This is a genomic window from Nannocystis exedens (assembly GCF_002343915.1).
Lineage (GTDB): Bacteria > Myxococcota_A > Polyangia > Nannocystales > Nannocystaceae > Nannocystis > Nannocystis exedens.
Genome location: NZ_NETK01000001.1, coordinates 6,623,750 through 6,643,920 on the forward strand (window position 1 = coordinate 6,623,750; position 20,171 = coordinate 6,643,920).

Consider the following 20,171-nt stretch of genomic DNA (forward strand, 5'->3'; position numbering starts at 1 on the left):
GATCGCCGGCGGAGGGGTAATCCGCGTGAGAAAAGCGCGGAAACGGCCGTCCGGCGCGCGCTGGCGCCCGAACCGGCGCGCGCCCAGCCGGCCCGGCCGCGGCCCGGCTCGAGGGGAGCGCGACGCGTGAACAATGGCATGTCCATTCAAACATGTCTTAAAAAACATGGCGGAAGGGGAATGTCCTGGAAAGCATGTGGGAAGATCCGCAGGTGCGGGTGTGGATGATGGGATCAGGTGCGACATCGAGGCGCGTCGGCGTGACGATTCGCGGCGGTCCCGCGGCGCGAGAGGGATCGCAAGCTCGCGCCGCTGCGCCGGGCCAAAACGTCACGTGGCCGGGTGGGATGGGCGTGCTAACCCTCGCCGCATGCAGCGTTCTTGGCATGTGCATAGAAGTTTCGTGGCCCTCGCGCTCGGCGGGGCGCTCGTGGTCGGCTGCGGCGACGACGGCGGCGCGACCGACGGGGCGACGACCACCACCGGCTCGACGACGGACAGCGCGACGACGACCGCATCGACGAGCGAGGGATCGACCGAGCCGACCACCGGGGCGCCGACGGGCGGCGACACGACCGACAGCACGACCGGGTCGGAGATCGATCCGCGGGTGGCCCACTGCCTGCGCATCAACGCCTGCGAGGCCGACGGCGGCGCGCCGATGGGGCTGCAGGCCTGCCTGGCGCACGCGCTCGAGGTGCCGTGGACGTGGGCGTCGACGGGGACGATGCGGATGGCGATCGAGGCGATGGAGTGCAAGCTGGCCGCGCCCGACTGCGAGACGGTGCGGGCCTGCACGCCGCCGGCCGCGCCGCACGCGGACGCCTGCGCGGACAAGCCGGGCGAGAGCCTGTGCGCGGGCGACGAGTGGGTGGTCTGCGGCTTCGAGGGCGAGCCGGTCGCGGCGCTCGACTGCGCGGCGGCGGGGCAGCAGTGCGGGGCCGAGATCTGGGCCGGGTGCGGGCTCGAGCCGTGCGAGTACGGGGTGACGGCGTCGACGTGCGACCCGAACGACCCGGACGTGCTGATCGAGTGCAACCCCGACGGGTTCCTCGAGCGGGTCGACTGCCGCACCCAGAACAACTTCGTGCTCATCAACGGCAAGGACGGCGAGAAGCGGTTCACGATCGCCGGCGAGACCTGCGGCTTCGACCCGATGCGCAACGCGAACGCCTGCGTCGGCACCGGCGAGCCGTGCGACTTCTTCTCGCAGGAGTGCGACGGCGACGTGCTCGAGACCTGCGCGGGGGGCAAGCTGAGCCGGCGCGACTGCGCGACCGTCGAGCCGCTCGGGCAGGGCTGCGGCTACCTGCAGGCGGGGCCGTTCGCCGGCGGGGCCTCGTGCGGCCTCGTGAACACGCAGTGCGGGCTCGATGCGCCCGAGAGCTGCGAGGGCGCGACGATCTCGTTCTGCGACTGGGACCAGCCGGGCACGATCGACTGCGTGGCCGCCGGCTACTCCGGCTGCGCGACCACGGACTACGCCGGCCGCACGGTCGCCTACTGCACGCCGTGACCGAGGTCCCGCGAGGGCCGGTCCTCGCGGGTTCGCTCGTGCTCGCGGCGGCCGGCAGGACCGGCGCGGCTGCGGGCGCGGGCCGGGGGATCGACGCGGTCGGTCCGACCGCTCGCGGCCGGGAGCGCCATGGCGGCGTCCGCCGGCGCCGCGGGGACGAGAGCGACCGCGGGGCCCGGCGGGGCGCAGGGCCACTGTCAGATGTCTCTCGGGACATGTGCGGGCCGTCGGGCGGCGAAGGCTCCAGGACGGCCGGGGACCTGGCCCGAGGGCCCGCGGCCACGCTTGCGGGGGGCGGGGGCGCTTGGTAGAAGCGCCGCCGATGTCCCCCGCGTCCCTGTCTCGTCCCCTCGTCAATTGGGTCCCGTCCCTGCTCCTGCTCGTCGCCTGCGGCGAGAACAAGGACCCGCTCGATACGATCGGCAACATCACGGCCTCGGCCGGCCCGACCAGCAACCCGAGCGGCAACAACCCGAGCGGCGGCGACCCGACCGGCGACCCGACCGACGGCGGCACCGAGGGCACGAGCGCGACCGAGACCGGCGGGCCGACCGAGGGCACCACCGGCAGCGGCGGGCAGTACGGCGACTGTCCGCAGTACATCCAGTGCGTCGGGGCGCTCGCCCCCGACTCGCTGCCGGAGGTCGAGATGGCCTACGGGCCCGAGGGCACCTGCTGGACGACGCCCGAGCTGACGCAGGAGTGCCTCGACGCCTGCTCCGAGGGGCTCGCCAACTACGGGGCGCTGTTCCCCGACGAGCCGGCGTGTGGTGGCAGCGGCTCGACGTCGACCACCGACATCAGCACCACCGGGCCGCTGACCACCACCGAGTGGTCGAGCACCACCGATTCCCCGGGCACGACCTTCGATACGACCGAGTCGGAGACGAGCGGCGGAGCGCACGGCAACTGCGGCTGGGACCCCGCCAATCTGTACTACGGCTGCGGCGGCGCCGGCTCCGACCCCGACGGCGTGTACCCGATCGACTGCCCGCCGAATGTCGCGGTCGGCGACCCGTGCACCGTCGACGGCGAGGTCAACGGCATCGGCTGCTGCATGCCGAACGGCGACAACTACTACTGCGGCAACGACAACATGGTCTACATGGACGCGTGCGGCTGACCGGCTGCGCCCGAGCCTGCCGGCGACGCACGAGCTCGCGCGGCGGATGAGGCGCTGCTCGCCCGCCGCTTCGCGTCGAGCACGGCGCGCTCGCGGGGCAGCTGGCTGCGAGAGCAGGCTCTTTAAGGCAGGTCTGAACGGGCATGTTCGTGAGGACATGCCCGTTCGGCAATGACGCGGAGGCTCGGTCGAGCCCGGCGCGATCAGGCGGCCAGGCCGGCGGCGGCGCGCAGGCGGTCGGCGAACAGCTCGGCCATGCGGGCGGCGTGGTCGGGGCCCGGCCAGCCGAGCTCGCGCGGGGTGGCCGCGGCGGCGCGGCGGGAGCTTTGCGGGAGGCCAGCCAGCGCGCGGGCCTGCAGCTCGGCGACGGCGGCTCGCTGCGCGGGCGTCAGGCGGTCCCACAGCCAGGCGTGGAGGTCCCAGGCGAGCTGGCCGTGGCGCAGCTCGTCGGCGGCCAGGCGCGAGAACAGGGCCCGCAGCTCGAGCGAGCGGGCGTGGCCGGCCTGGTGCGCGGCGACCACGGCGGCGAACGCCTCGGACACGCAGCCCTCGACGGCGTTGTGGCAGGCGACGGCGAACAGGTCGTCGACGGGCGGATCGGCGCGCGGGAGCGGGACGTCGGCGCCGTCGCGGCGGGCCAGCGCGTCGAGGGCGTCGGCGTGGCGGACCTCGTCGGCGGCGGCGTCGCGGCAACGGGCGACCAGCGAGGCGGCGGCGCCCTGGCGGTCGAGCCACTCGGCGAGCTCGCGGAACGCCGTCACGGCGGCGCGCTCGAGGTGGGCGTGGACGGCGAACCAGTCGGCGCGCGACTGGACGACGATCTCGGCCTCGCGGTGGCCCTGCGGGCGGCGGCCGGTGCAGAACTGTTCCGGGGTGTACGTGGCGGTGCAGGTGACGGTGATCTCGTCGACGCCCTCGGCCCAGGGGTGCTCGGGATCGGCCTCGGGCCCGACCGCCTCGCACTTCATGATGTCGTCGAGCTCCTCCTCGGCGACGACCCGGCAGGCGAGCTCGCAGCGGTCCGCGTCGGTCTCGCCGTCCTCGCGCGCGTTCTCGAGGTCCGGTCCCTTCACCGCGCCCACGAAATCGGAGGTCCGGGGCCTGGGGTCGGGGCAGCTGGAAGCGGTGCCGCAGCCGGCCGCTTCCAGGGCGAGCACGGCGGTGGCGATGGCGCTGAGGCGGACGTGAGGGCGACGCGATACGAGCATGACGATCCTATCATCCCGGACAGTAGCCGATACCAAGGCCGCGAATGGCGGCGCTGACTACTTGAGCCGGACGATCGCGATCGTCAAGCGCGGGCGCGGTGTAATCGGCTTACGCCCGCATTCCTGGAGCCTCGTGGCCGGATTGCGCCACGTACTCGCTGTAACCTCCGCCGTATACGCGGGGCTCGCCGGCGCCGAGCTCCAGCACGCGGTTCGACAGCGCGGCGAGGAACCGGCGGTCGTGCGAGACGAACACGATCGTGCCCTCGAAGTTGGACAACGCGCCGACGAGCATGTCCTTGGTCGCCATGTCGAGGTGGTTGGTCGGCTCGTCGAGCACCAGCAGGTTCGGCGGGTCGTAGAGCATGCGCGCCAGGACGACGCGGGCCTTCTCGCCGCCGGAGAGGATCCGGACCGGCTTGTCGGCGTCCTCGCCCGAGAACCCGAAGGCGCCCGCCAGCGCCTTGAGCTGGCCGATCGAGGCCAGCGGGAACGCGGCCATCAGCGACTCGATGACGGTACCTGACCCTTCGAGCAGGTCCATGGCGTGCTGGGCGAAGTAGCCCAGCTTGACCGCGGCGCCGATCGTGACCTCGCCGCGGTCGGGCTGGGTCTGGCCGGCGATCAGCTTGAGCAGGGTCGACTTGCCGGCCCCGTTCTCGCCCATGATGCACCACCGCTCCTTGCGGCGGATCATCAGGTCGAAGCCGGCGTAGATGACCTTCTTGCCGTAGGCCTTGTGGATCCCGCTGAGCTTGACGACGTCGTTGCCGCTGCGCGGGGCGACGCGGAAGTCGAACGACAGGACCTTGCGCCGCCGCGGGGGCTCGAGCTTCTCGATCTTGTCGAGCTTCTTGACCCGCGACTGCACCTGCGCGGCCCGCCCGGCCTGGGCCTTGAACCGCTCGATGAAGCGGATCTCCTTGGCCAGCATGGCCTGCTGGCGCTCGTACTGGGCCTGCTGCTGGGCCTCGCCGAGGGCCCGCTGCTGCTCATAGAAGTCGAAGTTGCCCCCGTAGGTGGTGAGCTCGCCGCCGTCGATCTCGAGGATCTTGGTGACGATCCGGTTGAGGAACTCGCGGTCGTGGCTGGTCATGATCAGCGCGCCCGGGAAGTCCTTCAAGTAACCCTCGAGCCACAGGATCGACTCGAGGTCGAGGTGGTTGGTCGGCTCGTCGAGCAGCAGCACGTCGGGGCGCATGAGCAAGATCCGCGCGAGCGCGACCCGCATCTTCCACCCGCCCGAGAGCTTGCCGACGTCGCCGTCCATCATGTCCTGGTCGAAGCCGAGGCCGGCGAGGATCTCCCGCGCGCGGGCGTCGAGGCCGTAGCCGCCGAGCTCCTCGAAGCGGGCCTGGACCTCGCCGAAGCGGGTGACCAGGACGTCGAGCTCGTCCATGCGCGCGGGGTCGGCCAGCGCCTGCTCGAGCGCGGCCAGCTCGGCGGCGACCGCCGCGACCGGGCCGGCGCCGTCCATGGTCTCGGCGACGACGCTGCGCCCGGCCATCTCGCCCACGTCCTGGCTGAAGTAGCCGAGCGAGATGTTCTTCTCGACCCGCACCTGGCCCTCGTCCGGGCTCTCGGTCTGCATGATCATGCGGAAGATGGTGGTCTTGCCGGCGCCGTTGGGCCCGACCAGCCCGACCTTCTCGCCGCGGAACACGGTGGCGGAGGCCTCGACGAACAGCAGCAGCTTGCCGTGCTGCTTGGAGATGGCGTCGATGTGGATCACGGGCGCGGAGACTACATGAGCCGCGGCGCATGGGCCCCGCGCGGGCCGTGCGGTGGTGCACGGCGTGATCGCCGCGAGAGCGCGCGCGGCGAGGGACGACGAATGGGCGGTCCTGGAGCCCGCTCGCCGCGCACCTCGTGACGCGGTCAAATGTACTGCTCGACCTCCTCGAGGGTGGCGCGCAGCGCCGCGAGCTCGTCGGGGCCCGCCCCCAGCCTGGCCGCCATGCCGAGCTCCGGCGCGCGCCGGTCGGCGTCGGGCTCGCGGTTGTAGAAGGCGCGCAGGACCTTCTCCGGGGCGCCGAGCGGGCCGGCCGGGTCGTGCGCGCGGGTGACGACGCGAGCGTAAGCGTCGCGGTAGCCGGCCCGCACCTCGGCCGGGACGCGCGGGTCGGCCAGCGCCTGCCGCAAGGCGTCGACCTCGGTGCACAGCCGCAAGAGCAGCTCGACGACGGCGTGATGGCCGGGGCCGAGCCGCGTGTGCTCGACGAGGTCGCGGAAACAGGTGAACGAGGTGCGGCCGCTCATGCGCCCAGGATGCGGCCGAGGCGGGGCGGACGTCGAGGGGGTGAGAGGCGCGGGGCGCTCGGACGGGGTAGGTCGAATGGACATGCCCATCGGGACATGTCCTTTTGTAAGGATGGTCGAAGGGACATGTCGCGGCGTCGAGCGGCGCGGCGGCTCAAGGCCGGGCCTCGAAGCGGGCGATCACCCGGGCGAGCTCGTCGCGCAGGCACTCGATGCACTCGAAGCGCATGAAGCCGACGCGGCACTCGCCGGGCGGGGTGGCGGCGATCCGCTGCAGGCCGGGCAAGGCGCGGGTGTCGTCGGCCTCGCGGATCTTGTCGAGGATCGGCCGCTTGTCCTCGCAGTCGGTGACCTGCTCGAACCAGGCGAGGTTGCGCAGGTACTCGGGGATCGCAGGCTTGTCCTCGGGCGGGGCGAGGGCGATGGCGGTGCCGGCCCGCGCGCGGGCGCGGGCGTCGTCGCTGGTCAGCAGCGTCCGCGCGTGCTCGGCGTAGAGCTCCGGGACCTCGGCGATCAGCTCGTCGATCGTGCTGCGACCGCTGCGCGGCGGAGGCGGAGGCTCGGCCGCGGGCGCGACGCTCGCGGAGGCGTCGGCGGGGGCGGCGACGCTCGCGGGGCTGTCCTTTCGGCCAGAGACCCGGACGGCGACGAGGATCGTGACGACGATCAGCACCAGGCCGATCAGACCGCCGAGCCGGACGACCCGGGGGATCGCGGTGGCGCTGCCCGCGGGCGCGACGGCCCGGTTCGCAGCGGTGATCGTGCGATTCGCCGCCACCGGGCTCGAGGCCGCGGGCGCGAGCCCGGAGGTCGAGGCGGCAGCCGCGGGCCCCGAGGTCGAGGCGGCGGGAATCACAGCACTCGCGGTCGCAGGAATGGCGGGTCCGGAGCTCGCGGCAGAAATGGCGGCAGCGGGCCCCGCGGCCGGTGTGACTGCGGAAATGACGGTGAGGCCCGGCTTCGCGGACGAGGCGTCGGTGGCAGATCCGGCAGGCGATGGCTTCGCCGGCGTCTCCGCGGGCGCAGAGCCCGACAGCGGGGACGCGGCGGCGGAGCCCGGCATCACCGCCGAGAGCCTGGCGAACGGGACCGCGGCCACGACTTCGGCGACGGAGGGGGTCCTGTCGGGGGCCGGGCCGGGTCGCGCGACGGAGCCCGTGGGCGTCGCAGCGGGCGCGCCCGGGGCGGGCGAGCCGCGTGCGGGCGAGCGGCTCGCCTCGGACCATGCAACGGCGGCGCCCGGGGCAGGCGAGCCGAGACGTGCGGCGGGGCCAGTGGCTACGGCTGACGCGGCGGGGGAGCGGGGGGCGGAAGCAGCGCTCGCGGCGGGGGAGGAGTTGAAGGCGGAGGCAACGAGCGCTGCGGGGGCGTTGGGGGCCAGAGCCGCGCTCGCGGCGGGGGCGTTCGAGGCGGATCCAGCAAGCGCGGCGGCAGAGCCGGCCGCAGCGCCGCCATGAGTCGGGGCAGGGCCTGCCGCGAGGATGAGGTTGACCTCGGCGCTGAGGGCGAGCTTGCGCAGCTCGTCGCGCACGACGGCGGCCGTCGCCGGCCGCTCCTCCGGCTTGCGCGCGAGCAGGTGGTCGACGAGGGTCGCCAGCGCCGGCGGAATCTCGCGGCGGGTGGCGGCGGGCAGGTGCGGGGCCGGTTTGGACAGCTGGGCGGCGAACAGGTCGGTGAGCGACTCGGCGTCCCACAAGTAGCGGCCGGTGCAGGCCTCCCACAGGATGACGCCGAGCGCGTAGAGGTCGGCGCGGACGTCGACCTTCTCGCCGACGGCCTGCTCGGGGGCCATGTATCCGGGCGTGCCGACGACCGCGCCCATGCGGGTGATCGGCAGGCTGATGTCGGCGATCGTGCCGGTGCCCTCGCCGCCGGAGACGCGGGCGATGCCGAAGTCGAGGACGCGGGCGTGGAACTCGTCGCCCTCGCGCGGCTCGAGCAGGATGTTGTCGGGCTTGAGGTCGCGGTGGATGATGCCGAGGCCGTGCGCGGCCGCGAGGGCGTCGGCGATCTGCGCGCCCAGCTTGCACGCCTGCTGCCACGTCAGCGGGCCCTGCTCGAGCCGCTTCGTCAGGCTGTGGCCGCGCACGAGCTGGATCACCAGGTAGGCGCCGCCCTCGGGCAAATGGCCGTAGTCGATCGCGCTGACGACGTGCGGATGATCGAGCCGGGCGGTCGCCAGCGCCTCGCGGGTGAACCGCGCCTCGGCCTGGCTGTTGGCGGCGAACTGGGCCCGGATCGTCTTGAGCGCGACGTGCTTGTGCAGCTTGAGGTGCTCGGCGACATACACGGCACCCATGCCGCCCTCGCCGAGCAGCTCGACGATCCGGTAGCGGCCGTCGATGATGCGGCCGATCCACCGGACCGGCCGGTCGTCGCGCGGCGGCAGGGTGTCTGGGTGCGTCTTCGAGATGCTCCGACACTACACCGGGCGCGGTCGCGATTGGCTGCCGTCTGCAGGCGCGCCGCCCCGGGGAATGCGGCGGACCTGGCTTCCCCGGGCGGTGATGCTCGCCTGCGAGCAGAAGGCCGGCGATCCGCAGGGGACGGAACGGCGGCGTCGACCGCGACCGACGCGACCGGCGCCCAGACCCGACCGGCGGTTCAGGTACGGGCGGTCAGCCTGCCACGAGCGACCCCTCGGGCGCGCCGGAGCCGACGACCGGCGGCACGACGTCGACGTCGAGCGGGTCCGAGCCGACGAGCGGCACCCGGAGGGACCCATCGACGCGACCTCTGCGGCGGCCGAGTCGGCGCGGTTGCGGGGTGGGGCCGGCTCCCGTAGGTTTGCGGCATGATGAGCCGTCGCGCGCTGCTCGGGGTCGCCGGCGGGCTGGTGGCCGCCTGTCGCAAGGGACAGGTCGATGCCGCCGACGGCCCGCGCTCGAGCGCGGCGTCCGCGGCGACACCGGCGGCGCCGACAACGACGGCCGCAGCGACGCCGACGACCCCGGCAGGAGGAGCGACGACCATGCTGACGCGCACCCATCCGCGCACGCACGAGGCCCTGCCGGCGATCGGCATGGGCACCTGGCAGACCTTCGACGTCGGGCGCGGGGCGGGCGAGCGGGCGCCGCTGCGCGAGGTGCTGGCGCAGTTCGCCGCGGCGGGCGGGCGGGTGATCGACAGCTCGCCGATGTACGGGCGGGCCGAGGAGGTCGCGGGTGACCTGGTCGCAGAGACAGGTGCGCCGGCGAAGCCGTTCTGGGCGACGAAGGTGTGGACGCGCGGCCGGGCGGAGGGCGAGGCGCAGATCGAGCGATCCATGCGGCTGCTGCGGACGGACCGCCTCGACCTGCTGCAGGTCCACAACCTGCTCGACTTCGACACGCACATCACCACGCTCCGGCGCCTGCGCGACGCGGGGCGGGTGCGCTACCTCGGGATCACGCACTACACCCATTCGGGGCTGGACGAGCTCGAGCGGGTGCTCCGGCGCGAGCCGCTGGACTTCGTGCAGCTGCCGTACTCGGCGGCGACCCGCGCGGCCGAGCAGCGGCTCTTGCCGACGGCGGCCGAGCTCGGGGTGGCGGTGCTGGTGATGCGCCCGTTCGACGGCGGGTCGCTGTTCGCGCGCGTGAAGGGCCAGCCGCTGCCGGGGTGGGCGGCCGACCTCGAATGCACGAGCTTCGGCCAGCTCTTCTTGAAGTTCATCCTCGGACACCCTGCGGTGCATTGCCCGCTGCCGGCCACGAGCTCGCCGAAGCACATGGCCGACAACGTGCGCGCGGGCTTCGGCCGGCTGCCCGACGCGACGGAGCGCGAGAAGATCGCCGCGCTGGTGGCGGAGTGAGGCGCGAGGCGTCGTACGCTCGGCGTCATGGCGACCCCGTCCTGCGCTATCGGTTCGACCTCGACACCGCCAAGCTCGGACCCCAGCTCGCGCGCAACGGGCAGGCGGGCCTCCAGCGGGCCGAGCGGGCCTACGGGCGCGCGCTGGTGAAGAAGCTGGTGCCCGAGTTCAAGCGCAGCGACGCGCGCAGGCCCGAGCGCCTGGCGGCGCTGCGCGAGCGGGTCAAGACCGGGCCGAAGATCGAGCCGAAGGCGTTCAGGCACCTGGGCCGCTGCGAGCGCTGGCTGCTGGCCGCCCTGGCCGAGACCGAGCTGCTGAAGCCGTTCAAGGTCGGGCGCGGCAAGGACAGCTACGACGTCGTCTGAGCGGCCGGCGCGGCGAAGTTCCACGCGCGCGGCAGCTCGGCGTCGCAGGCGGCGCAGGCGAACCAGTCGTCCTTGACGAGGTTGATCTCGGCGCAGGCCGGGCAGCGGCGGAACACGAAGGCGCGGGTGAAGAAGGCGGGGGCGTCGACGCCGGCGGCGGTCAGCGCCGCGGCCACGGATCGCCAGCAGTCGGGGTCGCGGCAATAGCCGGTCGATGGATTGCTGACCTCGGGGACGACGATTCGCCGGTCGGCGGCGCGGCCGAAGCGGATCTCGCCGGCGGCGAGCACCGCCTGGCCGCCGGCGCAGTCGATGTGCTCGGAGCGGCGCGGGGCCAGGCGCAGGCGGCCCTGCAAGTCGACGACGTAGGTGGCGCCCTCGCCGGCAGCGTCGGGGTTGGCGGCGAGCCAGCGCTCGAGGTCGGCGGTGTTTACGATCGCCGCGCCGGGCTCGCCGCGGGCGCGATCGCGGATCGCCGGCGGGCCGACGTAGGCGTAGCGCGTCTCATCAAACATGGCGAGGTGGCGGTGGGTATGGTTGAAGAGACATGTCCTCTCAGGCAGGTCCGCGAGGGCATGTCGAAACAGTCATGTCGCGGGGTCGCGGGCACCGAACACGCGGAGGCGCGACTCGGGGGGCAGCTCGGCGAGCGGGTCGTCGTCCTCGATGGCGGCGCCGTCGGGGCCGACGACGCGGACGATCTTGGTGCGGAACACCCCGCTGGCGAGGCCGAGCAAGCTGGCGAGGTGGCGCTTCTTCAAGAAGATTCGCTCGACGCGGTCGCCTCGCTGCAGCTCGAGCGGAAGTTCGGGGTAGTGCGAGGCGGCCAGCTTGCCGGTCAGCTCGAAGCGGGCGCCGCGGTCGGCCAGGGCGAGCGCGAGGCGGGCGATGTTGTGACAGTCGTCGATGCCGCGGTGGTGGGTGCCCTGCAGCTCGAGGCCGAGCGCCTGCAGCATGGCCAGCATGCTGGTGGTCTTGGCCTTGCGCACGACGTCGAGGAAGACCTTCTTGAGGTTGATCCAGCGGCGATAGGCGCGCGGCAGGCTGGTGATCGGGATCCCGGCGGCGGCGCACTGGACCGGCAGCATGGTCTGCAGGTCCCAGTCGCCGCAGGTGAGGAACGCGAACCGCTCGCGGCCCTGGCCGTCGAACAGGCCATGTCCTTCGAGCCAGGCGCGGTGGGCGGCCAGGACGTCGGCGAACACCGGGGCGGCGTCGACGTCCTGCTGGCGGACGGTGGTGAGCTCGGTGCAGAACGCGCTGAGCGTCGGGTGGTGCACCGGACGGACGAAGGTGCCGAAGCTGTCCACCACCTCGCGGTCACGCAGCGAGACCAGCACCGAGGGGAACTCGATCACCTCCTGCGGGCTCGGCGGAGTGCCCGAGTCACAGGTCGCTTCGAAGTCGAGGACGACGACGCGGTCGAACGCGGCGGGCATGCAGGGCGGCGATGGTGGCACAGGTCGCGTGCGCTGACGAGCGGGCGGGGGCGTTCACGGGTCGACCAGGACGCCCTCGAGATAATCGAGGACGACCAGGCGCCCGGTCGGCAGCTCCTCGGGGGAGAAGGTGCGGGTGGTGCCGTCGGGCCAGCGGACGTCGACCTCGTAGTCGCAGCCGAGGTCGCCGAGGCCGAAGTGGAGGGTGCGGGAGTCGTGCGAGTTGTAGGTGCCGCGGCCGGACTTGACCTCGCGGGACACGGACCAGTCGGCGTAGCGGACGGTGACGCGGGCGCCGATGGCGTCGCGGTTGATGGCGTCGCCGTCGCCGCGCAGGCGGATCGACATCCACAGGTTGTCCTGGCCGACCCGGTTCTCGAACAGGAAATTGGGCCGGCCGGCGCCGCCGATGTCGCGGCCGCCGACCAGCAGGTCGAGGTCGCCGTCGTGGTCGATGTCGGCCCACGCGTGGTTCTGCGCCTGCTTCATGCGCGCCGGCGTCGCCTGCGAGTCGTTGATCCCGCTGATCGGGCCGACGCTGGTAAACGAGCCGTCGGCCTCTTGATGCATCAGCCCGAACCAGGCCTGTTGCTCGATCTCGCTGTAACCCGGCTCGTACTTGGCGTCGCGCGAGACCGACAGGTCGAGGCGGCCGTCGTTGTCGAAGTCGACCATCGCCCCGTCGATGTCGCCCTCGTTGAACGGCAGGCCGCGCGCGAGGTACTCATTCTTGAAGGCGTAGCCGGCGTCCGGGCCGCCGTTGACGAGCAGCTGCGAGGGGTCGGACCACTTGCGCGAGTAGTCGCCGTCGACGGGGTGGGAGATCGCGGTGAGGAAGACGTCGGGGAGGCCGTCGCCGGTGGCGTCCTCGCACTGGATCCCGAAGCCGTTGGAGCCGACGACGTCCTCGGCGGCGACGTCCGGCTCGGGGTTCATCCCCATACCGGTGCTGGCCAGCCAGTAGTTGCCGGTCGCCAGAGCCGCGAAGCCGCGCTCCAGGCCGACCTCGGTGAACTTGCCGGTGCCGTCGTTTTCCCACAGGTGATTGTGGCCGCCATACACGCTGACGCCGTAGGTGGAGACGAAGATGTCGAGGTCGCCGTCGTCGTCGTAGTCGCAGGCGACGCTGCCGTTGCTCGGCTGGTCGCGGTCGCCCGGCATGTAGACGCTGGTGACGTCCTGGAAGGTGCCGTCGCCGTAGCCGAAGAACAGCTGGTCGGAGACGGCGTAGCTGGTCTGGCCGTTGCCGACGAAGAGGTCGAGGTTGGCGTCGCCGTTGAAGTCGGCGAACACGGCGTTGCCGGCGAGGTTCTTGACGGCGACGCCGGCGTCGGGGACCTCGGTGAACCGGGCGGCGCCGTCGTTGAGGAAGACGCGGTTGTGTTCGCCCTCGAGCTCGATGTCGAGGCCGGCGAACACGTCCTGGTCGCCGTCGTTGTCGACGTCGCCGAAGGCGAAGAAGCCGGCCTGGACGGCGCGCAGGCCCGACTCGTCGCTGAAGTGAGTGAAGGTGCCGTCGCCGTCGTTGAGGTAGACGAGGTGCTCGAACGGGACGCCCTGCTGCGGGTTGGGGAACAGGCTGTGGGCGACGATGTCGTCGAAGCCGTCGCCGTTGAGGTCGGCGAAGGCGAGCCGGCTGTGGTCGTTGATCGGGATCGGGGTCGGCGGGTCGGGGACGAAGTTGTCGACGCGCATCCCGCTGGCGTCGGAGATGTCGCGGAAGAAGCCCTGGCCGGCCGGGGTGAGCGGCAGCGGGGTGCAGGTGAAGCCGGGCTCGCCGGTGGTCGGGGCCTCGGTGGTGCCGGTGCTCGTCGGCTCGGTGGTCGCGGCGTCGGTCGTGCCCGTGGTGGTGTCGGCGGTCGAGCCGGTGGTCGGGCTGCCCTCGCCGCCGCAGGCGGTCAGCGCGGCGGCGACACTCATGATATGGCCTAAGGTACAGGTACGAGAGCGCATGCGACAGCCGCCAGGATATCACGGGGCGGACGACGCCGCGGCTGGTCGCGCGGACGGGCCAAAGAGGTGCGCCGGGCCTCTACCTGTCGGGGTCGCGGCCGGTCGGCCGGGCGAGGGCCACGGTGTCCGGGGCCGCTGGACCCGGGCGAGCGCGCCCCTCGGACGGGTGAGTCCTTCGCGCGCCAGCAGCCGTCGGCGCGGCCGGTCAGGCGCACCGCGTGCATTGACCCTTGAGCAGGATCTCCGACACCTGGTTCACCACCGACTTGAGCGAGCCCGGCGCGGGGGTGAGCTTGATCCGCACCTGCTCGAGGCAGCTGATCTCGCCGCACTCGACGCAGACGAAGTGCGGGTGCTCGCGCTGCGTCTCGGCGTCCTGGTCGCGCAGCTCGAACCGCCACACGTTGTCGCCGACGTTGACCCGGCTCACGAGGCCGGCGCCCTCGAGGTCGATCAGGTTGCGGTAGATCGTCGCCGCGTCGAACTCGCGGTCGGCGAGCGCCTCGACCAGCTCGCCGTGGCTGAGCGGCTTGCGGTGGGTCTGGAAGTGCTCGAGCACGGCCACCCGCGGGGCCGTGCAGCGCAGGCCGGCGTCGCGCAGGAGGGCGCGCAGAGCGTCCAGGGAGGGGGTCTTCGAGCGCGCCATCGTCGCCGCAGGGTAGCACGACGGCGGGTCGCAGCCGCCGGCGTCGGGTCCACCGACCGCCCGCTTGACAGGGCGCGTCGGCCTCGACTAGGGTCCCCTACATGCAAAGGCATTGCAAGAAGATCTTCGGGGGCGCGGCGCTCGTGGCGGCCCTGGTTGCCGCGGCCTGTGAGGAGCACGGCCACGACGGCGACCACGATCACGACCACGAGAACGAGGTGATCTCCCGGGTCGAGCTGACGTTCACGCCGACCGCCGGGGGCGCGCCGCTGGTCTTCGCGTTCGACGATCCGGACGGCGACGGCGGCGCTTCGGGGACCGCCGACCGCGTCGAGCTCGCTGCGGGGGTGGAGTACACGCTGGCCGTCCGCTTCCAGAACTCGCTCGTCCAGCCGCCCGAGGACCTCACCGGCGAGATCGAGGCCGAGGCGGAGGACCACATGGTGTTCGTGGTCGGCGACGTGGCCGGTCCGGGGTCGTCGGCCCCGACGACGCTGGTCACCCACGCCTACGCGGACGTCGAGTCGGACTACGGCGCGAACGCGGTCGGCGAGGACCTGCCGGTCGGCCTCGTCAACACGATCACCGGCAACGCCGCCGGCACCGGCGAGCTGCGCGTGATCCTGCGCCACCTGCCCGAGGTGAACGGGCAGCCGCAGAAGACCGGCGAGCTGGCCGCGGACCTCGCCGCGGGTCGCGACCTCCCGGGCAGCGTCGACGCCGACGTCTCGTTCGTCCTCGCCGTATCCTGAGGCGCGCGCTTGGCCGCGGAACTCGTCGCACTCCTCCTGCACCTGAGCCTCTCCGAGCCCGCCGCGCCGCCGCCTGCACCCGAGCAGCCGGCGCCCGCGGCCGGTTGCGCGGTGGCGTGGGTCGCGACGGTCGTCGAGTCGGGCACCGGTGAGGGCCTGGCGGACGCGCGGCTCGAGCTGCGCGCGCCCGGGCGGAGCGCGCCGATCCAGGCGCGGACCGACGAGCAGGGGCGGGTCCGCGTCGACGGGCTGTGCGCGGGCGAGATGCAGGTCGTGGCCGAGGTGCCCGAGCACGCGCCGGGGCGCCTCAAGGTCGCGCTGTCGGGGTCGACCACCAGCTCGCGCATCGAGCTCGAGGCCCTGCACCCGCGCCACAGCGGGCACGTGATCGCCGTCAACGTCCACACCGAGCGCCCCACCGGGGTGTCGACGAGCCAGTCGCTGGCGGGCGCCGAGCTGGCGCGGACGCGCGGTCAGGGCCTCGCGGACGCGCTGTCGGGCATGTCGGGCGTGGCGACGCTGCGCGGCACGGCCGGCGGCATGAGCAAGCCGATGATCCGCGGGCACGTCGGGCGGCGCAACCTGATCGTCGTCGACGGCATCCGCCACGAGGGCCAGGACTGGGGCATCGACCACGCGCCGGAGGTCGACCCGAACGTCGCGGACCGGATCACCGTGGTCAAGGGCGCCGGGACCACGCGCTTCGGCGCCAAGGCGATCGGCGGGGTCGTCCTGCTCGACTCGCGGCCGCTGCCGCAACGGCCGAGCGTCCGCAGCGAGATCGGCACCGTCGGCTACTCGAACCCGCTCGGCGGCGGCGGCTCGGCGCGCATCGACTGGGCCCCCGCCCGCGCTCGCGGCTTCGCCATCCGGGTCGAGGGCAACGCGTCCCGCCACCGCGCCGTGGTGACGCCGACCTACCCGCTCGACAACACCGGCGCGGCGACCTGGAACGCCGGGACGCAGCTCGGCTACGCCAGCGACGCGGTCGACTTCGGGGTCGGCTACCGCGTCATGCGGGCGGTCGGCGGGATCTGCACGTGCTTGCGGATCTCGAGCCCCGAGGACTTCGACAAGAGCATCGCGCGCTCGCGTCCGATCGGCGCCGAGCTGTACCGCGCGGACTTCGAGATCGAGCGGGCGAAGCAGGAGATCTGGCACCACCTGGCGTTCGCGCGCGCGCGCGTCGGGCTCGGCCGCGCGGGCGAGCTGCACGCGCTGTACTCGTTCCAGTTCAACGACCGCAAGGAGTACGACGTCGTCCGCAAGAGCGTCGAGGGGCCGCAGCTGACGTTCGGCCTGGCGACGCACGCGGCCGAGGTCCGCTACGAGCACGCGCGGCTGCAGCTCGGGCAGTGGTCGCTGGTCGGCACGGTGGGCGCGACCTTCAGCCACCAGACCAACCGCTTCACCTCGTCGTCGACGCTGATCCCCGACTACCGCCAGGCGAGCTGGGCGGTCTACGACATCGAGCGGTTCGTCCACGAGCGCGTCGAGCTCGAGCTGGGGGCGCGCTACGAGGGGCTCCACCGCACGGCGGATCTGCGGGAGCGCGACTTCCTCGGGCAACAGGCGGGCGGGCGCCTCGACCCCACGACCTGCCGCGCGAGCGGCGACGGCGGCACCTGCGAGCGAGGCTTTCACACCGCGTCCGCGACGCTCGGCGCGCTGGTGCGGCCTTTCGGTCGCGCCCCCGAGTTCACCTGGCGGACCCAGCTCAACTCGTCCGCGCGGATCCCCTCGATCGACGAGCAGTTCATGAACGGCGCCGCCCCGTCGTTCCCGATCCTCGGCGTCGGCAGCTCGAAGCTCGGCGTGGAGCGCTCGTGGGGCGGCGAGTCGACGCTGCAGTACGACGGCGACTGGCTGCTGGTCGAGGCGGCGGGACACGCGGCCTACATCGACGATTACATCTACTTCGTGCCGCAGCGACAGAACGGCCAGTGCGGCTTTCTGAGCTGCACAGCGCGCGGGCCGCTGCCGGTGTTCGCGTTCACGCCGGTCGACGCGTTCTTCGGCGGCGGCGAGCTGCGCTTCGACCTCCGGGCCCCGCGCCTGCCGTTCGGGCTGGCCGGCAGCGCCTCGTGGGTGCGCGCGCTCGACCTGCAGACGGGCGCCCCGCTCGCCTTCATCCCCGCCGATCGCTACTGGCTCGCGGGTCGCTACTACTTCCCGGACACCCGGGTGTCGGGGCGCGGCTACATCGAGGTGAACACCACCATCGTCGCGCGCCAGCGCCGGTTCCCGGAGGACGTCGACTTCAGCCCGCCGCCGCCGGCCTATGCGCTGCTCGGCGCGGGGGCCGGCGTCGAGTTCATGTCGGAGCGGCGGCTGTTTCGCCTGTCGCTGATCGGGACCAACCTGACCAACACGCGCTACCGCGATTACACCAGCCTGCTGCGCTACTTCGCCGACGAGGCGGGCTGGGGCCTGCAGCTCCGCTTCGCGGTCGACTTCGACGTGCCGCTCGACGAGCGCCCGCGCCGGTGATCGGCGCTGGTCAGCAGACCGAGTCTGCGCACCAAAGCATTCCCCAGAATGTCTCCTGGTTGACATGCGTAAAGGCCCATGGAGTCAGCGCAGATCGGAAATCAAAGCTTTGAGTGTGATGAAAGGCTCTCACGGTGGTGCGACGACCGACGTTCGTCAGCACCAAATAATCCGCGAAGTTCGGATCCCCAGGCAGCGCCCACTCGAGGTTAAAATACACGCTGTTCCCTGCTTTGTTGCACAGATGCGCCTGAGCCATCTCGGCAGTGTACCAGGACGAGGTCACTTGGACGGGGAGTGCCGCCCAGTTTGAAGGGGTGTACCATCGATAGAACCAGGCGAATTCGTCGTAGAAAGCCTTGCTCGCGTCGAAGATCTCGCCATCGTCCGTCAACGTACAGGTGGCAGGATCGTTAGACTCCAAATCAACGTAAGAGGGGCCCGATCTCTCGACGGGAGGGCGGCTGAACCGCATCGCGTGCTCGTCAAAGAGAGCAGCAGGAATGTCGCCCTCGACATCGCCCTGGAGCATGATTTCCAGGACAGAGAGGTCGAGCTCGGACGTTGGAGACCGCAACATGGCGGGCCGATCGATGGGGCCGTCTTCAACCAGGATCGTCAACCCGCTGGTGGTCTCATACATCCGAATTTCTGTATCTCGGTCATGAAACACACTCTGGCCGACGAGTACGAGTTCGCCGGACTCAAGCGCTAAAGAGTTTGTCGGTTGTTCGGAGCCGTCTGATTTTTGCTCTTCAATCGCGTCGGTGCCCCCGAGCGAGAAGGTGGAGGGAACCTCCCCCGCGTCACAAGCCGGCCCTGTCAAAGACGCTACAACGAATGTGACGGGGAGAAGCAGGCAGACATTTGAGCTTCGCATTCTCGATGCTCTACCCCTGGTCGAGCCGTCCGTCAAGCATCTTCGGGCGATGGTCACGCGCCGGAAGGGTAACACGCTGGATGGGGGGAGACGTTACGGACGGGCCGGATCACTTGCATGCGTCCCGCCCCCACTCCGGAAGGACTCGGGCTCGCCGGTCGCTATGACTTCCCCGATACCCGCGTGTCGAGCCTGCTGCGCTCCTTCGCCGACGAGTCGGGCTGGGGCCTGCAGCTCCGGTTCGCGGTCGACTTGGACGAGCCGCTCGACGAGCCCGCGCGCCGGTGAGGCCCGCGGCGCGGCGAGCCTCGCCCGAGGAGCCGTCACGCGCCTCCTCGCGCGCGTCGGGTGTGGGTCCGGCCGGGCACGCGCGAGCACGCGCTGGTCCACGGATGCAATGAGATTGCAAAAAATTTTGAATGTCTCTTGCAAAGAGATTGCAAGAGTGAGAGCATCGCGCGCGTGCCGGTCCAGGAGACCATGACGCCAGACAAGCTCGATCCTCGCCTCCCCGTCACCGTGCTGTCCGGCTTCCTCGGCGCCGGCAAGACGACGCTGCTACGCCACCTCCTGAGCAACCGCGAGGGGCTCCGCGTCGCGCTCATCGTCAACGACATGAGCGAGATCAACATCGACGCCGAGCTGGTGCGCCAGGGGGACGCGCAGCTACGGCGCGTCGACGCGCGGCTGGTCGAGCTGACGAACGGTTGCATCTGCTGCACGCTGCGCGAGGACCTGCTGGTGGAGGTCGCGCGGATCGCCCGCGAGGGGCGCTTCGACCACCTCGTCGTCGAGTCGACGGGGATCTCGGAGCCGATGCCGGTGGCCGAGACCTTCACCTTCGAGGACGCGGAGGGCCAGCGGCTCGACGCGGTCGCGCGCATCGACACGATGGTCACCGTCGTCGACGCGGCCGGCTTCCTCGCGCATTACCGCAGCGCCGACTCGTTGAGGGCGCGCGGGCTTTCGCTCGGCGAGGGCGACGAGCGGCTGCTGGTCGACCTGCTGGTCGAGCAGGTCGAGTTCGCCGACGTGATCGTCATCAACAAGACCGACCTCGTCGACGCCGAGGCGCTCGGTCGGCTGCGGGCGCTGCTGCGACGCCTCAACCCCGCCGCCGTCGTGATCGCCGCGGAGCACGGCCGGATCCCCGTGCGCGAGGTCCTCGGCGCGCGCCGCTTCGATCCCGAGCGGGCCGCCCAGGCCCGCGGGTGGCTGACCCAGCCGCGCGAGGTGGTGACCTCCGAGGCGCAGGAGTACGGGATCGGCTCGTTCGTGTACGGCGCCCGCCGCCCGTTCCACCCCCAGCGCCTCTACGAATTCATCACCACCCGCCTGCGCGGCGTGCTGCGCTCCAAGGGCTTCGTCTGGCTGGCGACCCGCGAGGGCTGCGGGCAATGGTCGCACGCGGGCGTCGCCTGCACGCTCGGCGCGGCGGGCCCGTGGTGGGCGGACATGCCGGAAGATACATGGCCGAAAGACCAGGCCTCGCGGAGCGAGATCGCGGCGGTGTGGGACCCCGAGGTCGGCGATCGCCGGCAGGAGCTGGTGTTCATCGGTCAGCGGCTCGACGAGGTCCGCCTGCGAGCGGCGCTCGACGGCTGCCTGCTCACTCCGGCCGAGTTCGCCGCGGGGCCGACGGCCTGGCGCAGGCTCCCCGATCCGTTCGGCGCCTGGGACGTGTCCCCGGCGTGACGGACGCTCGACGGATGGAGCGTCGGCCGGCCGAGGGCGCAGGTCGCCCGGG

General features: G+C 72.1%; 17 protein-coding genes. 8 read left to right on the top strand and 9 right to left on the bottom strand.

Features of this window, described 5'->3' with window-relative positions:
- The first annotated feature begins 370 nt into the window (after positions 1–370).
- Positions 371–1,516, top strand: a complete 1,146-nt coding sequence (locus NAEX_RS26140) for a hypothetical protein (RefSeq protein ID WP_143140299.1) — start codon at positions 371–373, stop codon at positions 1,514–1,516.
- Positions 1,517–1,838: 322 nt separating this feature from the next.
- Positions 1,839–2,639, top strand: a complete 801-nt coding sequence (locus NAEX_RS26145) for a hypothetical protein (protein ID WP_096330202.1) — start codon at positions 1,839–1,841, stop codon at positions 2,637–2,639.
- A gap of 203 nt (positions 2,640–2,842) precedes the next feature.
- On the opposite strand, the gene NAEX_RS26150 is transcribed toward NAEX_RS26145, so the two are convergent.
- From NAEX_RS26150 to NAEX_RS26165, 4 genes are all read right to left on the bottom strand, one after another.
- Positions 2,843–3,847 (bottom strand): ferritin-like domain-containing protein, encoded by a 1,005-nt coding sequence (locus NAEX_RS26150; RefSeq protein ID WP_096330203.1) that lies wholly within the window; start codon positions 3,845–3,847, stop codon positions 2,843–2,845.
- Positions 3,848–3,956: 109 nt separating this feature from the next.
- Positions 3,957–5,579, bottom strand: a complete 1,623-nt coding sequence (locus NAEX_RS26155; protein WP_096330204.1) for an ABC-F family ATP-binding cassette domain-containing protein — start codon at positions 5,577–5,579, stop codon at positions 3,957–3,959.
- A gap of 146 nt (positions 5,580–5,725) precedes the next feature.
- Positions 5,726–6,106, bottom strand: coding sequence for a hypothetical protein (locus NAEX_RS26160; protein WP_096330205.1), 381 nt, complete (start codon positions 6,104–6,106; stop codon positions 5,726–5,728).
- Positions 6,107–6,260: 154 nt separating this feature from the next.
- Positions 6,261–8,519 (bottom strand): protein kinase domain-containing protein, encoded by a 2,259-nt coding sequence (locus tag NAEX_RS26165; protein WP_338042619.1) that lies wholly within the window; start codon positions 8,517–8,519, stop codon positions 6,261–6,263.
- Between the two features lie 381 nt (positions 8,520–8,900).
- On the opposite strand from NAEX_RS26165, the gene NAEX_RS26170 reads away from it, so the two are divergent.
- Complete coding sequence (locus tag NAEX_RS26170; protein WP_245913803.1) at positions 8,901–9,899, top strand: aldo/keto reductase; 999 nt, start codon at positions 8,901–8,903, stop codon at positions 9,897–9,899.
- Positions 9,896–10,264: a hypothetical protein gene (locus NAEX_RS26175; RefSeq protein ID WP_096330207.1), complete on the top strand. Its 369-nt coding sequence runs from the start codon at positions 9,896–9,898 to the stop codon at positions 10,262–10,264. Before NAEX_RS26170 ends, NAEX_RS26175 begins: the two co-directional genes overlap by 4 nt.
- On the opposite strand, the gene NAEX_RS26180 is transcribed toward NAEX_RS26175, so the two are convergent.
- From NAEX_RS26180 to NAEX_RS26195, 4 genes are all read right to left on the bottom strand, one after another.
- Complete coding sequence (locus tag NAEX_RS26180; protein ID WP_096330208.1) at positions 10,249–10,779, bottom strand: hypothetical protein; 531 nt, start codon at positions 10,777–10,779, stop codon at positions 10,249–10,251. The genes NAEX_RS26175 and NAEX_RS26180 overlap by 16 nt on opposite strands.
- Positions 10,780–10,851: 72 nt before the next feature.
- Positions 10,852–11,703, bottom strand: a complete 852-nt coding sequence (locus tag NAEX_RS26185) for a 3'-5' exonuclease (protein WP_096330209.1) — start codon at positions 11,701–11,703, stop codon at positions 10,852–10,854.
- Between the two features lie 54 nt (positions 11,704–11,757).
- Positions 11,758–13,623 carry a CRTAC1 family protein gene (locus tag NAEX_RS26190; protein ID WP_096330210.1) on the bottom strand — a complete coding sequence of 622 codons (1,866 nt, stop codon included), beginning with the start codon at positions 13,621–13,623 and terminating at the stop codon, positions 11,758–11,760.
- A 238-nt stretch (positions 13,624–13,861) separates the two neighbouring features.
- Positions 13,862–14,302, bottom strand: a complete 441-nt coding sequence (locus NAEX_RS26195) for a Fur family transcriptional regulator (protein WP_096330211.1) — start codon at positions 14,300–14,302, stop codon at positions 13,862–13,864.
- Between the two features lie 101 nt (positions 14,303–14,403).
- On the opposite strand from NAEX_RS26195, the gene NAEX_RS26200 reads away from it, so the two are divergent.
- The gene (locus tag NAEX_RS26200) at positions 14,404–15,054 is read left to right on the top strand and encodes a hypothetical protein (protein WP_096330212.1); all 651 of its coding nucleotides are present in this window, start codon (positions 14,404–14,406) and stop codon (positions 15,052–15,054) included.
- Between the two features lie 9 nt (positions 15,055–15,063).
- The gene (locus tag NAEX_RS26205) at positions 15,064–17,544 is read left to right on the top strand and encodes a TonB-dependent receptor (RefSeq protein ID WP_096330213.1); all 2,481 of its coding nucleotides are present in this window, start codon (positions 15,064–15,066) and stop codon (positions 17,542–17,544) included.
- A gap of 10 nt (positions 17,545–17,554) precedes the next feature.
- On the opposite strand, the gene NAEX_RS26210 is transcribed toward NAEX_RS26205, so the two are convergent.
- Positions 17,555–18,187: a hypothetical protein gene (locus NAEX_RS26210; RefSeq protein ID WP_096330214.1), complete on the bottom strand. Its 633-nt coding sequence runs from the start codon at positions 18,185–18,187 to the stop codon at positions 17,555–17,557.
- Positions 18,188–18,541: 354 nt separating this feature from the next.
- Between NAEX_RS26210 and NAEX_RS50715 the strand changes: the two genes are divergently transcribed.
- On the top strand, positions 18,542–18,712 hold the full coding sequence (locus tag NAEX_RS50715; protein WP_170136014.1) for a hypothetical protein: 171 nt from the start codon (positions 18,542–18,544) through the stop codon (positions 18,710–18,712).
- 192 nt (positions 18,713–18,904) lie between these two features.
- Positions 18,905–20,119, top strand: coding sequence for a GTP-binding protein (locus NAEX_RS26215; RefSeq protein ID WP_096333740.1), 1,215 nt, complete (start codon positions 18,905–18,907; stop codon positions 20,117–20,119).
- Positions 20,120–20,171 lie beyond the last annotated feature (52 nt).